Below are 13,544 nucleotides of genomic sequence, written 5' to 3'. Positions count from 1 at the left end.
CGTCGGCGGCGTCAGGGCGCGATCCAGCGGCTTTCGCAGCCGCCCGCATGCAAGTCGAACACCGCGCGGCGATGGCCGGCGCGCGCGAGTTCGAGCCAGTCGATGCGCGTCACGCTCACGTGAATCACGCAGAAGTTGTCATAGCCGTCGGCGGCCGGCGTCGAATCCTGACTCGTCGGGAGATGCGCGGCCTCGGGCGAGTCGACCCGCGTACCGGGCGGCAACGGCGCACGATACAGCAGCAGCGTATGCGGACGGCTCGATTGCCAGACCGCGCGCCGTTGCGCGTCGTCGTCGCAGATCGATGCAACGCCTTCCACGCGAATCTGCACGAGCGCATCGAGATCGCTCGCGACGAGCGCGATGCGCGGATCGCGACGCAGCTCGGCGACTTTCTCCGACCGTGCATCGGTATGAAACGACAGCATGCGCTCGGCACGGCTCGCGTGACGCAATACGATCGTGCGAACCTTCGGCGCACCGTCGACGCCGAGCGTTGCGGCCTGCAGCATCGTGAACGGCGAGCGCTGGGCGCTCACGCCGGATTCGAGGCACGACCACGCGCGGTCGTACGTTTGCGTGAGCGATTCGGAAGTCGGGTCGGACATAAAGGGCGGCAATCGCGCGTGGGTCGATCGCGCAAGCTTACCCGTTTGCGTCGGCGGCGGCGCGCATGCGATGCCGCCGCCGTATTGGCATGCCGCTCAGTTGTAGCCGAGCACGACCGGCGCGGCCTCGCCGGCATCGGCGGCATCGGCCGCCGGCTCCGCGCCGAAGCGGCCGAGCACGTCGGCCACGTACTGCGGCCCCGCGCTGATCTGCGACGACCGGTGCGCCACCGGCCGGCTATCGCCCGCGCCCGGCGCGGCGCCGGTCGATACGGTGTCGTTGACGGTGAAGTTCATGTCGAGGTTTCCTCACGCAACGAGCGCCGCACCATGCGCGCGCACGAGACGCGCGACGCCTTCCCGGATCGCGTCGACGTCCGGCGCGGCGAACGACAGGCGCAGCGACGCCGCGTCGACGTTGTCCGCGAAGAACGCTTTGCCGGGCACGAACACGACCTTGTTCGCGATCGCCTGTTGCAGCAGCACGTCCGACGACACCGCGCCGATGCGTGCCCACACGAACATCCCGCCTTCCGGGCGATGGAATTCGATCGCGTCGCCGAGGCCGTCGCGCAGCGCGTCGCACATCGCATCGCATTTGCGCCGGTATGCGGCCGCGATGCGCGGCAAATGGCGTTCGAGCGCGCCGTCGGCCAGATATTCGGCGGCGGTCGCCTGCGTCCACGGCGTGCTGCACAGATCGACCGTCTGCTTCGCGATCACGCAGCGCCGTGCGATCTCGGCCGGCGCGATCGTCCAGCCCACGCGCAGCCCCGGTGCGACGATCTTCGACAGGCTCGCGAAATGCACGATCCAGTCGCGCGCGCCGTCGACCTGATCGGCGAGCGCCAGCATCGACGGCACGGGCTCGCCCGCGAAACGCAGGTCGCCGTACGGATCGTCCTCGACGATCAGGAAACGGTACTGCACCGCGAGACGCAGCAGCTTCAGCCGACGCTCGCGCGTAAGCGTCGCGCCCGTCGGGTTCGCGAAGGTCGGCACCGTATAGAGCAGCTTCGGCTGCGCGATCGCGCCGGATGCGAGCTGTTCGCCGAGACGATCGACGTCGAGCCCAGCGCCGTCGACCGGAATCGTCACGATGCGCGCCTGCTGCAGACGCATCGCCTGCAGCGTCGCCGGATAAGCAGGCTGCTCGGTGAGCACGACGTCGCCGGGCGACACCATCACGCGCAGCAGCAGATCGAGGCCCTGTTGCGACCCGGTCGTGACGAGCAGTTCGGCCGCCGTGCACGCCACGCCGCGACGCGCCATCAGCGCGATCAGTTGCTGCTTCAGGTCGGCGAGGCCGTCGGTCGGGCCGTATTGCAGGCAGCGTACGGGCTGCGCGTACGCGCGCGCGGCGGCCGCGTCCAGGCCGTCGACGTCGAACAGGTCGCTGGCCGGATAGCCGCCCGCAAAGGAAATCATGCCCGGTTCGGACAGGTACTTGAACAGTTCGCGGATCGGCGAGCCGGCGGGATTCTGGAATGAGGGAGTGAACGCGTACATGTCGTCGTGAGCTGGAGGGCGCGGACGGCCGGGATAGCCGCCCGATGCCGGCCGCCGCGGCGCTTCTGGCGCGACGGCGGCGAAATCGAGCCACGATTGTCGATAGTCATTAAGGCCGCGGCAAACGATATCTATGCACTAGGTCTTGCGGTTTGGTCATCACATCGCGCCGGGGCGGCATCCGGCCGGATCAGTGCGGCGTCACCGCGGGCGCGGCCGGCGGCGGCCCCGGCTTCCACGTCGACAGCGCGCGTGCGAGGTCGTCGGACACATAGTGCGGACCGTCGAACAGATAGACCGGATAGCCGCGATACGCGACCAGTTGCCTGCTCAACTCGTCGGCGCTGGCGGAACGGAACCCGCCCCGCTCGGCGGGCCGGAATGCTTCGGCGATGACCCGCACGCGGCGTTTGCCCAGTCTTGCAGCCAGTTCGTCGACGTAGCTGCGCGCGACATACGGCTCGCGGGCATACACGCCGCAGCCGTCCTGGAAGAACACGCCGACGTCCGACGGCAGCCACGCGGCGAGCCAGTCGGCGAGCGCCTTTCCGCCGATATTGGTCTGGTCGTACACGCTCACCCACAGCGGACGCGGCAGCCGCTGCAGCACCGCGGCAAGCTTCGGCGCATCCTGCCAGGTCGGATCGATCTCGACCGGGAAGTAGTAGCCGGTGACGTGCAGCGGGAGCGATGCGCGCGCCACTTCCAGCGACTGGTCGGCGAGCGTCGACAGATGGGTGCGCGCGCGTTTTTCGTCCTGGTAGCCGGCGAGGCCGAGGATCACGTTCCGGGCCCACGGCTCACGGCCGATACGTTCCCAGTCGGGCAGGTGCGCGGCAGGCTGGATGCGGGTATTCGCGACGTACGCGGTATCGTCGACCGCGATCCATTGAATCAGCAGATCGCTGACACCGAGGATCTGCCAGTTGCCGACCGGACGGGTGGTCGCGTTGTCCACCTGCCAGACGATCCCGTCCGCGTGCACGTCGTGCGCGGTCCAGCTACAGGCGGCCACGACGAGCGACGCGCCGATCGCCGCGAGCGTCGCCGCGCGGGGCGAACGCGGCGCGCCGGCGAACGGGCCGGGCCGCGTCGCGCGCCGAAACCGGCGCATACGCTGGCGAATCCTGCGCAACACCGGGATCGCATACGGGGTCATCGCTCGCTCGCGGGAAGCATGCCTGCGCGTCATCGTAGCCGATCGAACGCAAAAACATGCGACCCGCATTGCCGATACGGGTCGCACGCAGCTGCCGTTACGCCGGGCTCACTTGGCGGTCGCGCCGTCCACCCACTTGTAGCCGAGATTCGTAATGCCGGTAATCATGCTCTGGAAGTCCTGATACGCCGGCAATCCGAGATCGGGCTCGAGCCAGTACGGATGAAAGAAGAACGACGCGAAACCGTCCCGCACCGCCAGACCATACTTGGCATTGGTCACGATCTGCTGCCACGTGTACGTGATGCACGAGAATTTGTCGACGTTGCAGATGTTGTACTGCACGCTGCCCAGGTTCTCCGGAACGATCCGCTGTCCGTAGTAATCGGCGTTGATGATGTACGGGAAAAACTGCCCGGCCGAAAAATCCTGGTTCGCGGCACCCGTTCCGAGTTGCGGATTGGTCGACGTGTAGTACACGGCCCGCTGGAACGTGGTCGGGAACGTGAGCGCCGTCGCCGACGATGCGGCCGGCGACATCTGGTACTGCGGCGCGGCCCAGCCGACGACCTTGTAGCCGTTGGTCGTGAACTCCAGCAGGCCATCGGCCATCCGGCCTTCCGCCCACGGGATCGAGTCCTCGTCGACCGGCCGGTTCTGCACCGCGAACCAGAACTCGTAGTCGCTCCCGCTGACCGCATTCAGCAGGTTCGGCGTCGAATCGTACTGGTGCGTATAACCGTGCATCACGATCGAGCCGCCGCGTGCAAGCGCGTAGTTCAGCGCACTCTTGAGGCCGGTTGCCTGCGCCAGATGAATCGTCTCCGGCACGCCGCCGTTGTAATAGCCGTTCGGGTCCGTATACAACGGAATCGTGGCCATCGTGAACGGGATCCGCTTCGAGTACATGTAGTTCGTCAGCAGTTGCATCGAACTCGTCGTCGTGTACGCGTCGAGGTCTTCGAGACGCACGAGCGCACGATGATTCACCGGCGCATTGGTCTGCAGGATGTCGTGCAGGATGTCGCAGATCACCAGGTAGCGATCCGTCGGCCCGATGTAGGAAAACGGCACGTCGGCGAAGTACCAGAAATTGCCCGAGCGCATGACGTACGGCGCGGTTGCGCCGGTCTTGCTGTTCTTGATGGTGACGAGCGCCTGCGCCTTGGTGGAATCGAGGACCTGCGTCACGCCGATATCCGGATCCGCGCTGATCACGCCGGTCGACGCGTTGTACGCGTAATACTTGACCATCGGCAGGTTCTTGTAAGTGACCGTATCGTAGAAGCCGGGATTCGGATTGCTCGACGACGGCGTCGCGTTCATCCCGGCGAGGCTCACGAAGCTGAACCCGAAGGTCTGGTTGAACGTGTAGGCCGTGTTCCAGGCCAGCTGCCACAGGTTGTACTTGAACCAGACCACCGTCTTCTTGGTGGTCATCACGTCGGTCATGAACGCCGTCGGAATCGGGTTGTTGTAGTAGTCGCCGACATAGAACGTCACGTCGTGGCTCCCGACCATGCCGGACGTGTAGTTCTGGATCGGCACCAGATCGATCGTCGCGTTGAAGTGGCCGAGCAGGTTTCTCAGCATGATGCTGTACATCAGGCCCAGCTTCGAATACGGGTCGTTGGCCGGATTGTCGTAGAGCACGAGCGTATGGGCGGTGGTGGCCTGCGCGTGCGCGGTACCCGGCAATGTCATTTGCGCGAGTCCCGCAAGCAGGGCGATGACGAGCAAGATCTTTTTCATGGCCGTTTCTCCCTACTCACGTTCCACATTGCCGTTTAACTTCTTGACCGACTTCTTGCTGAACTTCGGACGGCCCGTTTCCTTGTACGCTTTTTCCCAATCCTCGTCGGACATGCCTGCTTTCAGGTTGACCTGGGCCGAGCCGTTCGGTAGCGGCGGCGGTTTGATCTTCAGGGCAGGCGCATCGCCCGTCTGCTGCGCATGTGCGTCCTGAACGCCGACAGTGAAGACGAGCGCAGTGATCAATGCGGCGAGCGATCCGGCGGTACGCAACCCGTTCCCGAAAAATTGTTTGCGATGCGAAGGCATGATTTTCATCCTTTGATAAGCAAAATAAGGTCATCTCGTTAACGAAACGGGCACGGCCGAACGCCATCCGGATTACGGGGCGTCATGTCGTGAATGTCTGCTGCGCGTTCGAACCCGGACGAACAAATCCGGCCGGGGATGGTTGGACTTTCAAGCTAGAACCGTACCATCCGTCGCAAACGGGCATAGCGCCAAGGCGGGGAAATCGGCGTATCTACACGGTTCGGAAATGCGTCGATAAAACGTTTCAGACGTGCAACGCAGCCGCGTCGCGAATTAAATCGGACGAACGTAAAAAACCTGTTCGTACGATTCGGGGAAAACCATTCGATTAGCGCGCATCGTCGAATCGCGAAGCGGCACTCGCCGCGGTTGCTATGCATGCGCAATGCGGGACCGACACACAGTGTTGCCGGTTCGATACCGAACCGTTCATCAGGTCTCCGCAGGCGTTGCATGACGCGTGCAGAAGGTGGCGATCACCGCCCGGCAAAGGGCCTGAGAACGCCGTGTCGCTCGCTCGAGCGACCGCATGTTTCAGCACTGAAACGTTTGATCGGCATTCGGCGAGCCGATCCTGTGCGGCACCTCGCACACCCCGCAAGGCCAAGGGTCGCGCAGCGATGGCGCACGACTTGCTACATCTGCAGTGTGCCGCGAGGCGCGCGCCGCGCGCAGAGCGGACGCAAGCGTCGACGCAAGCACGCGGGAAACAGGCGGTCGAAAAGTCACCCACTGAATACGTCACGTCGTTCGCGACGTAACGAGGCCACATCGAGGCAGCGCGCGTCCCATACGGCGCTCGTCCGGTCGGCCGGCATTCGCGCGGCGCAAGCCACGAAGTGGACGTGACGGGGGCGACGAGGACGAAAAGCGTTTCGTCCTGCGTCGATACGAGGGGAAACAATCCGGTACGAGACAAAAGCGCGGAAAGAATGATGGATCACATGATTTGGAGTTCATATTTATATGCGCTCAACCTTGTCGCCATCGTGACCGCACTCGTCATCCTGGTGAGCACACTGGATGACCTCACGCTGGACGCCTGTTACTGGTCCTTCGAAATCCGGCGCATCCTTCGCCGCGAAAAATCGCAAACGATCGATATCGGCATGCTGCGCGCGCTCGAAGAGCGCCATCTGGCGCTGATGGTGCCGGCATGGAAGGAATACGACGTGATCGCCAGGATGATCGAGAACACCCTGACGACTCTCGAGTACGAGCGGTACGTGATATTCGTCGGCACTTATCACAACGATGCCGAAACCACGGCCGAGGTCGAGCGGATGGTCCGAAGGTATCCGGGCCGCGTCACGCGCGCGACGGTGATGAACGACGGGCCGACTTGCAAGGCCGACTGCCTGAACTGGATCATCGAAGCGATCCTGCGCTACGAATCGGTCCATCACATCCAGTTCGCGGGTGTCGTGATGCACGACTGCGAGGACGTCATTCATCCGGTCGAACTCAAGTACCTCAACCATGCGGTCGCGGACAGCGACCTGGTCCAGCTTCCCGTGCTGTCGTTGCCGCGGAAATGGAACGAGTTCGTCGCCGGATGCTATCTGGACGACTTCAGCGAGACGCACCAGAAGGACGTGCCGGTGCGCGCCCGGCTGACCGGCATCGTCCCGGGCGCGGGCGTCGCATCGTGCTACAGCAGGCGCTCGATCGAAGCGGCGATGAAGGAGCGCAACGGCGCGCCGTTCAACACCAGTTCGCTGACCGAGGACTACGACTTCAGCTTCCGGCTGAGAGACCTCGGGATGAAGGAAACCTTCGCGTGCATTCCGTTGTCGGGGTTCACGCGCGACGCGGCGGAGAAGCGCGCACCGGGCGGCGCCGCGAACCGGAACCTGCTCGCCACGTGCGAGTATTTTCCGAAAACGTTCCGGACTGCATACCGTCAGCGCACGCGCTGGATCCTCGGCATTGCGTTTCAGGGCTGGGAGCAACTCGGATGGAAAGGCAACCTGCTCACCCGCTACCTGTTCTTCCACGATCGCAAGGGCATCCTGACCTCGCTGTTTTCGGTCGTCGCGTACGGCGTGCTGATCAACTTCCTGTTGCTCGGCGCGCTGCAGCGCGCCGGCCATCTGATCCCGGTGCACGCCCCGCTCGTCATGGCCGGCGACTGGGTCGCGCCGCTGCTGTGGATCAACACCGCGATGCTGTTCGCGCGCGCCGCCCAGCGCTTTCATTTCGTCAGCAGGCTGAACGGCCCGACCCAGGGGCTGCTGTCGATTCCGCGGATGTTCGTCAACAACCTGATCAATTTCTACGCGGTTTGCCGCGCGTGGCGCATCTATATCCGCCATCTGGCGACCGGCAAGCCCATCGCATGGGACAAGACCAGTCATACCTATCTGTCGAACGAAGCGCTCGGGAAGATGCGCCAGAAAGTCGGCGAGATTCTGGTCGACTGGGGCGTGGTCACGCTGGAGCAATTGCAGGCCAGCCTCGAGAAGCAACTGGCCTGCGGCAAGCGGCTGGGTGAACTGCTGCTGGAAGACTGCGCGATATCCGCCGAATCGCTCGCGGATGCGATCGCCGAACAGGCCGAGCTGCCGCGCGTGAGTCTCGGCAACGTCGCGGTGGGCCACTTCGCGGATTCGCTCGCATTCGAGCTGCAGTACGCGTATCGCGCCGTCCCGTTTTCGACCGCGGAGGACGGCACGCTGAACGTGGCGGTCGGGCGGCCGCTCACGCCGGACGAACAGGACGTCATGCGCCGGGGCGCGCGGTCGAACGTGGCCTACTTCATCGCGAGCGACGCGGAAATTGCCGCCGAACTCGCCCGGCACTCCCGCTTCGTCGAAATCGCACGCGCACGCGACGGCGACCCGGCGGCGCAACAGGACGCGCCCGTGAGAACACCGTCGGGAGAACAGGCATGAAGCAGACGAGACCCCCGATCGCGGCCGGCCTCAAGCGCCGCGCACGGTTGAGCGCGCTGGCGATCGCGGTGGCGCTGGCCTGGCATGCGCCGGCTTCCGCCGCCGCGCCGCTGACGCCCAAAGCCTACCGGCTCGCCGACAGCGCGTACAAGGCGATCAATGCCGGCGACCTGCCGCTCGCGGAAACGTATGCGTCGCGCGCGATCAGGCTTCAGCCCGGTAGCGAACAGCTCGGGCTGCTGCTCGTCGACGTGTATCACCGGGAAGGGAAAGTCGACGAAGCGGACGCCCTGGTGGAAGCGCTGGTCGTTCGTTTTCCGAAGAGTGCGGCGGTACGCGCGCAGCATGGCTATCTGGCGCAGCGTCAGATGCACTACGACGTCGCGTGCAGCGATTTCGCGGCTGCCGTCGCCATCGGAAAATGGAGCAAGGATCAGCAGCGCAACCTGCGTCTCGCGTGGTCGGACAGCGCGCTCGCGGCGAATCGTCCGCACGAGGCCGGGATGGCGCTGGCGCCGCTGGCCGACGAGAAATCGGCCGTCGTGCAGTTGCGTATCGCGCAGTTGAGCCTGCAGGCAGGCGACCGCGATACCGCGATCCGCATGGCCGATCTGGCCGCCGCCGATGCGACGACCGAAGGCGAGCGCAACATGGCCGCGTCGATCGCCGCGCAGGCGCGGCAGGAAGACCAGGCCGCCCAGGCGCCGGCGGACAATGCCGCGCAACAGAAATTGCAGGACGCGTACGACCTGCTGCGCGACCACAAGGATCGCGAGGCGCTCGACGCATTCCGGGAAGGATTCGCGGGCGGCGCAGGCAACGCGATGAACTACGCCGACGCGGGCTACGCGGCCAAGCGGATCGGGTTGAACGACGAGTCCATCGACCTGTTCGAACACAGCCTCGACGCCGATGAAAACGAACACACCTTCGATGCGCAGCACAAGTTCGGCTATCGGCGGGAAGTCGAGCAGCTTCAGCGCACCTGGGGGTTCGTGCTGAGCGCGCCGTACCAGTCGGCCGCGTTCGGCCCGCAAGGCACCATCAGCGTGTTGCAGCCGGGTATCGAGGTGTACTGGCAGCCGCCGAAGATCGGCTATCAGAACGGCCGCATCTTCCAGTTCTTCGTACGCGGATACGGCACGGCCTACGACGGCACGGGCAACGTGACCGGCATGCCGACCGTGCAGGGGTCGGTGGGCGCGCGCTACAAGCCGCTGCCCGATCAGAACGTCGTGCTGACCGCCGAGCGGCTGTTCCACGTCGGCACCCTGTCGATGACGGACTGGCTGATGCGTATCGGCTATTCGTCGGAAGGCGGGACCGACCTGCGGGTGACCGAACCGAGCTGGCGCAGCTGGCAGGCGTACGTCGAGGGCGCGTACTTCATCAGCGCGGGCCGGTACATCATTTATTCGGAGCTGCGTTACGGGCACACGTGGCGGGTGCCGATGATCAGCGATCGGCTGACGGTCTACCCGCATGCCGCGGTGGCCGGCGATCACGACAATCGACAGCCGGAGAAGACGGCGATCGGCGCCGGGCCCGGTATCCAGTTTCGGTACTGGTTTCGCGAGGGCCGCTATAGCGCGCCGGCAAGCTATCTGGATGTCACGGTGCAATACCGGTTCGGGCTGACGTCAGCGGCACGCGCACGAGGTCTCGTGGTACGCGCGACATTGTGGTTCTAACAGGCGACGCTGACGCTGGCTCGCGAAGGGCGCTTGCCGCTTAGTTGGGTGCCTTGAGCGTGATGATCGTCTGACGCAACAGCTGGAAGTACGCGCTCGTCGAATACGGGAGCATCTGCTCGACGTAGTTCCACCAGAAGAATCCGCCGATGAAACGCGGATCGTTCATGCTGCCGACCATCGGGTAGTACGTCTTGATCAGGTTCTGCTGCACCGATGCCGGCGCGGAGGTGTCCGACGTGCCGATTTCACCGAAACCGACCTTCGCGTTCGGGAAGATGCTTTCCAGCGCCGCGAAATCGTTCTTCCACGTCGGATTCAGCCCCGTGCAATCCTGATACGGGTAGTAGCTGAACAGCGCGTAGTCGGCCTGCTGGCGGACCGTCGCGGACAGGAACGCGGTGGGCCACGTCTTCCAGTAGTCCTGCGGCTTCTCCCAGCAGTTGTTGCCCTTGCTGTCGTCGTTGTAGTACAGCGTGATGGCCGTCTTGCCGCCGTTCGATTTGACGATCTGGTTGGCCGCCGCAACCATCTGGCCGATCTGCTGCTCTTGCGCGTTGACCACGGCGTTCGTGCCGCTCGGGTTCTTGCGCAGCCATTCGCCGTTGATTTCGTTCGCGATCTCCCAGACGTCGACGGTGTTCTTCAACTGCGACACCAGTTCCTGCGTTCTGGCCTGATACGTCGCGAGATCCGTCGGGAAATAGTAAGAATCGTAGACTTCGCCCATCACGTAGGCGACGGCGTGGAGGCGCAGCAGCGGTGCGTAGTAGTCGGCGGCCGACGTACCCGGATCGAACACGACGCGCACGGTGGGCTTGTACGGCAGGTTCTGCAGCGACGCGACGATCGCGTCCAGCTTCGTCAGATCGTCGAGGGTCACACCGTAGACGGGATTCTTCAGCGGTTCGACCTGGGCTTCGGCGGGCCGGGATAAAGGCAGGAGCCCGGCATAAGCAACGCATGCGGCGATCGCCGTGCGCGAGAGTTTTTTCGTCAGCTTAATCAAAACAAATATCGTCCAAAAGTAAGAAGAAGCGCGATTTTAGACGAAAATAAAAGCTAATTATCTGACGATAGCGAAAGTGGCGAGCCCTAAAAGATGGTTGGGATTGTTGCCGGGTACGACGCGCCGGGCGCCATACATCGGCCATTGTTACGCGATACTGATTAAATGCACGGCAGCATCGGATCGAGCGACCGCGCAGCGGAACCTGCCCTACGGGGATACCACTACGCGGTGCATGACTGGGAGGCGTCACCCCCTCCCGGTGCCTGCTCAGGCAGACGCGTTGCGATTCGCCTCGATCACCGTCAACGCGGTCATGTTCACGATCCGCCGCACCGTCGCGCTCGACGTGAGGATGTTCACCGGCGCATTCACGCCCAGCAGGAACGGCCCCACCGCCACGTTGCTGCCGGCCTCGGTCTTGAGCAGGTTGTACGCGATGTTCCCCGCATCCACGTTCGGGCAAACGAGCAGGTTCGCCGCGCCCTTGAGCGGCGACATCGGCAGAAGCCGCAACCGCAGGCCCTCGTCGAGCGCGCAGTCGCCGTGCATTTCGCCGTCCGCCTCGATATCCGGCGCCTGCTCCCGGATGATCTCCAGCGCCCGGCGCATCTTCACGCCCGACGCCGCACTCCCCGAGCCGAAGTTCGACCGCGACAGCAGGGCCGCCTTCGGCGTCAGGTTCAGCCATTCCATCTGGCGCGCGGCGGCAATCGTGAATTCCGCGATCTGCTCCGCATCGGGATTGTCGTTGACGTGCGTATCGACCAGCGCGACCGTGCGCTGATCGAGCAGCAGGATGTTCATCGCCGCATAGGTCGACGCACCCGGCTTCTTGCCGATCACCTCGTCGACGAACCGCAGGTGGTTGTGGTACTCGCCCACCGTCCCGCAAATCATCCCGTCCGCGTCGCCGAGCCGCACCATCATCGCGCCGATCAGCGTCAGCCGGCGCCGCATCTCGACCCGCGCCATCTCCTTCGAGATGCCGTCGCGGCAACGCAGCTCCCAGTACGTCGCCCAGTATTGCGGGAACCGCTCGTCATATTCGGGATTGGTCACTTCGACATCCTGACCGAGCCGGATCCGCAGGCCGAACCGCTCGATGCGCGCGAGCAGCACCTCCGGGCGCCCGACCAGGATCGGGCGCGCCAGCTTCTCGTCGACGATCACCTGCACCGCGCGAAGCACGCGCTCGTCCTCGCCTTCGGTAAAGACGATCCGCGCCCTGCCGCCGTCGCGCACGAGCCGGCGCGCCGTCGCGAACAGCGGCTTCATGAACGCGCCGGAATGGTAGACGAATTGCTGCAGTTGCTCGACGTACGCGTCGAGATCGGTCAGCGGGCGCGTCGCGACGCCGCCTTCCATCGCCGCCCTGGCGACGGCCGGCGCGATACGGACGATCAGGCGCGGGTCGAACGGCTTCGGAATCAGGTATTGCGCGCCGAACGCCACGCCGTACTCGCCGTAGGCGGCCGCGACGACTTCGTTCTGCTCTTCCTCGGCGAGCCCCGCGATCGCGTGAACCGCGGCGATCTCCATTTCACGGGTGATCGTCGTCGCGCCCACGTCCAGCGCGCCGCGGAAGATGTACGGGAAACAGAGGACGTTGTTGACCTGGTTCGGGTAGTCGGAGCGGCCGGTCGCGATCACGACGTCGTCGCGCGTCGCATGCGCCAGTTCCGGGAAGATTTCCGGCGTGGGATTGGCCAGCGCGAGAATCAGCGGGCGCGGCGCCATCGCCTTCAGCATGTCGGCGCTCAGGATGCCGCCGACCGACAGCCCCAGGAACACGTCCGCGCCGCCGATCACTTCGGACAGCTTGCGCGCATCGGTTTCCTGCGCGAAGCGCGCCTTCGCCGGGTCCATCAGCACGGTGCGGCCGCGGTAGACGACGCCTTCGATATCGGTCACCCACACGTTTTCGACCGGCAGCCCGAGATCGACCAGCAGGTCCAGACAGGCCAGCGCGGCCGCGCCGGCCCCCGAGGTCACGACCTTCACTTCGGAAATCGACTTGCCGACGACCTTCAGCCCGTTGATGAACGCGGCGGCCACGGTGATCGCGGTGCCGTGCTGATCGTCATGGAAGACGGGAATCTTCATGCGCTCGCGCAGCTTCTGCTCGACCGTGAAGCATTCGGGCGCCTTGATGTCCTCGAGGTTAATGCCGCCGAAGGTCGGCTCAAGGCCCGCGATGATGTCGACCAGCTTGTCCGGATCGGTTTCGTTGATCTCGATGTCGAAGACGTCGATCCCCGCGAACTTCTTGAACAGCACGGCCTTGCCTTCCATCACCGGCTTGGATGCGAGCGGGCCGATGTTGCCCAGGCCCAGCACCGCCGTGCCGTTCGTGATCACGCCCACCAGATTGCCGCGGCTCGTGAAACGGTGCGCCTGCAGCGGATCGGCGGCGATGGCCTCGCACACGCCCGCCACGCCCGGCGTATAGGCCAGCGCGAGATCGCGCTGGGTCACGAGCGGCTTGCTCGCGACGACCGAGATCTTTCCCGGGGTCGGAAATTCGTGATAGTCGAACGCTGCCTGCTGCTGTGTCTCAGTCTGTTTCATGTTTTTCGATCCGGGCACGGGCGCCAGGCCAGTCCCGGC

General features: G+C 64.7%; 10 protein-coding genes. 2 read left to right on the top strand and 8 right to left on the bottom strand.

What is annotated here, in order from left to right:
* Positions 1 to 11: 11 nt before the first annotated feature.
* From HWX08_RS22155 to HWX08_RS22130, 6 genes are all read right to left on the bottom strand, one after another.
* The gene (locus HWX08_RS22155; protein ID WP_069259146.1) at positions 12 to 608 is read right to left on the bottom strand and encodes a pyridoxamine 5'-phosphate oxidase family protein; all 597 of its coding nucleotides are present in this window, start codon (positions 606 to 608) and stop codon (positions 12 to 14) included.
* Between the two features lie 96 nt (positions 609 to 704).
* Entirely contained in the window at positions 705 to 905 is a 201-nt protein-coding gene (locus tag HWX08_RS22150; protein WP_174921574.1) for a hypothetical protein, read from the bottom strand.
* A gap of 12 nt (positions 906 to 917) precedes the next feature.
* Positions 918 to 2,117: an aminotransferase-like domain-containing protein gene (locus HWX08_RS22145; RefSeq protein ID WP_174921573.1), complete on the bottom strand. Its 1,200-nt coding sequence runs from the start codon at positions 2,115 to 2,117 to the stop codon at positions 918 to 920.
* A 190-nt stretch (positions 2,118 to 2,307) separates the two neighbouring features.
* Positions 2,308 to 3,276: an alpha-amylase family protein gene (locus tag HWX08_RS22140; RefSeq protein ID WP_174921572.1), complete on the bottom strand. Its 969-nt coding sequence runs from the start codon at positions 3,274 to 3,276 to the stop codon at positions 2,308 to 2,310.
* A gap of 108 nt (positions 3,277 to 3,384) precedes the next feature.
* Complete coding sequence (locus HWX08_RS22135) at positions 3,385 to 5,028, bottom strand: DUF2334 domain-containing protein (RefSeq protein ID WP_069259142.1); 1,644 nt, start codon at positions 5,026 to 5,028, stop codon at positions 3,385 to 3,387.
* A 12-nt stretch (positions 5,029 to 5,040) separates the two neighbouring features.
* Positions 5,041 to 5,337, bottom strand: coding sequence for a hypothetical protein (locus tag HWX08_RS22130; protein WP_174921571.1), 297 nt, complete (start codon positions 5,335 to 5,337; stop codon positions 5,041 to 5,043).
* Between the two features lie 938 nt (positions 5,338 to 6,275).
* Between HWX08_RS22130 and HWX08_RS22125 the strand changes: the two genes are divergently transcribed.
* Both HWX08_RS22125 and HWX08_RS22120 read left to right on the top strand, forming a co-directional pair.
* The gene (locus HWX08_RS22125) at positions 6,276 to 8,234 is read left to right on the top strand and encodes a glycosyl transferase family protein (RefSeq protein ID WP_226263132.1); all 1,959 of its coding nucleotides are present in this window, start codon (positions 6,276 to 6,278) and stop codon (positions 8,232 to 8,234) included.
* The gene (locus HWX08_RS22120; RefSeq protein ID WP_174921570.1) at positions 8,231 to 9,925 is read left to right on the top strand and encodes an NfrA family protein; all 1,695 of its coding nucleotides are present in this window, start codon (positions 8,231 to 8,233) and stop codon (positions 9,923 to 9,925) included. Before HWX08_RS22125 ends, HWX08_RS22120 begins: the two co-directional genes overlap by 4 nt.
* Before the next feature lie 40 nt (positions 9,926 to 9,965).
* Here HWX08_RS22120 and HWX08_RS22115 read toward each other — a convergent pair whose 3' ends face one another.
* Both HWX08_RS22115 and HWX08_RS22110 read right to left on the bottom strand, forming a co-directional pair.
* Positions 9,966 to 10,934 (bottom strand): hypothetical protein, encoded by a 969-nt coding sequence (locus HWX08_RS22115; protein ID WP_069259139.1) that lies wholly within the window; start codon positions 10,932 to 10,934, stop codon positions 9,966 to 9,968.
* Between the two features lie 270 nt (positions 10,935 to 11,204).
* Entirely contained in the window at positions 11,205 to 13,505 is a 2,301-nt protein-coding gene (locus HWX08_RS22110) for an NADP-dependent malic enzyme (protein WP_069259138.1), read from the bottom strand.
* Positions 13,506 to 13,544: the final 39 nt, after the last annotated feature.

The organism is Burkholderia metallica (assembly GCF_902832845.1).
Taxonomy (GTDB): domain Bacteria; phylum Pseudomonadota; class Gammaproteobacteria; order Burkholderiales; family Burkholderiaceae; genus Burkholderia; species Burkholderia metallica.
This window is presented reverse-complemented; position numbering and strand designations above follow the sequence as displayed.